This window comes from Pedobacter psychrodurus, from assembly GCF_032678585.1.
Lineage (GTDB): Bacteria > Bacteroidota > Bacteroidia > Sphingobacteriales > Sphingobacteriaceae > Pedobacter > Pedobacter psychrodurus_A.
The window spans coordinates 1-1669 of sequence record NZ_JAVTSN010000116.1 but is presented as its reverse complement, the minus strand read 5'-3'; the positions used below and the strand labels follow the sequence as shown (position 1 = coordinate 1669).

1 protein-coding gene is annotated in these 1669 nt (G+C 40.7%); it reads right to left on the bottom strand.

The genetic code is table 11. The annotated features are described in order from the left end of the window. Positions 1-181: 181 nt before the first annotated feature. Positions 182-1639 carry an IS1182 family transposase gene (locus R2S57_RS30270; protein WP_316848639.1) on the bottom strand — a complete coding sequence of 486 codons (1458 nt, stop codon included), beginning with the start codon at positions 1637-1639 and terminating at the stop codon, positions 182-184. Positions 1640-1669: the final 30 nt, after the last annotated feature.

Genomic DNA, 1669 nt, shown 5'->3' with positions numbered 1-1669 from the left:
GAGGGCACTGAAAAAGTTACCTCCTTTAGTTGGTTAACTTTGAAAATCGATCAGGTGAAACATGTTTTCACTTGATCGATTTTTTATTTAAGGGGTTTTGTTTTCTAGTCTGGGAGTTTGCTTTTGTGTGCTGATATGGGGATATGAAGCTTTGGATCTTTATTTGACGCTATTTTGGCTTCTAGATAGCTAGTTTGATGATTCTTTTCAGGTTTACAGTGAAAATAGCAAGTGCCCCCTGCATTTCCATTCCATCTATTCCATAGGCTATTGCCCGTCCATATCCGTGAACGTTTTTTAACTCGCTGTTTTTGGCTTCAATCTTGTAGCGGTGTCGGGCTTGGTCCTTGTAATATTCAGTCTCCTGAAAGATCATTTGCTCCTTGTGCAAGTCTGATTTTATGGATACCGAATAGCTTTTAGTTTTTGCGCCAGGCTTGTAGCAATTTTCCCTCAATGGGCAAACCTTGCATTTTTCAACATCAAAATAATAAGTATCTACCTGATTGATCCCATCCTCTTTTTTCCCCTGCCTTGCTTTTCTAATAGCCAGATGTCCCGCGGGGCAAACAAACATGTCTGCATCCTTATTATAATCGAACCTGTCCTCGTCTTTTCTAAAGCCCTGTGTTATCGAGGGGTTCAGCTTTGCTACGATTTTGATGTTCTTATCATTCTCACCTTTAAGTCTTAGATTTTCCTTACCGGAATAAGCTGAATCGCCAATTATTGTTTCAACTGCTATTCCATTCTCCTGGCTCATCTTCAAAAGATTTGGCAACTCCGGACCGTCACCTTTTTCTCCTGAAGTTACCACCGCGGCGGTAATGATTCGTTCCTCAGTCATTGCCAGATGGGTTTTGTAACCAAAAAAACTGCTGTCAGCTGTTTTGTGTCCCACCCTCGCATCGATATCCCTGGATAGGGTATAATTCTCCTGAGTATCTTCTACAGTCTCTTTCAAAAGATTGAGTTTCTCTTTTACAGCTGGTATCTCGCTTAATGTCTGATCAGACTCGATAAGTTTTTGCAATTCCCTGCAGTATTCAATTTCCTTTAGGATATCGTTTGAACCGTTTTTCTCCGGCATTTGACTCCTGAAATCATCATCCATCAGATACACTGCCTTGCGCAGCAACTTCGAACGTTGCCTAAGTACCTCAAGAGCTGAATACGGGTTGGATCTGGAAAGTGAATGCGTCGCGTCAACAATGATAGATTTGGATTTGATAATACCTTTTTCAAGAGCCAAAGAAACGGTTTTACCAATAAGTAAATTGAGCAGGTCCATATCCTTCAGCCTAAGCTTCCGGAACTTGGTCAGTGAACTGGGATTGATCACATCCTCTTCAGGGGACATCTCTAAAAAGTATTTAAAAGACATATCATACCGGGAACGCTCAACAACATCAACATCCGAAACGGTAAATATCGTTTTCAAAAGCAGATATTTGAACATACGCACAGGACTCTCTGCCACACGCCCATTGTCCTGGCAATATTTATCCAAAAGCTCCTTATAGATGAAGCTAAAATCTATAAGTTCGTTAATCTTGCGCAGTAGATTCTCCTTAGGGACAATCAGATCGTAGAGCCGGGAAAATTCGCTAAACTGGATTTTTTGTTGTTTAAGAAGCATTTTAAAAGCCGTTATGGTACACCTTTAAAA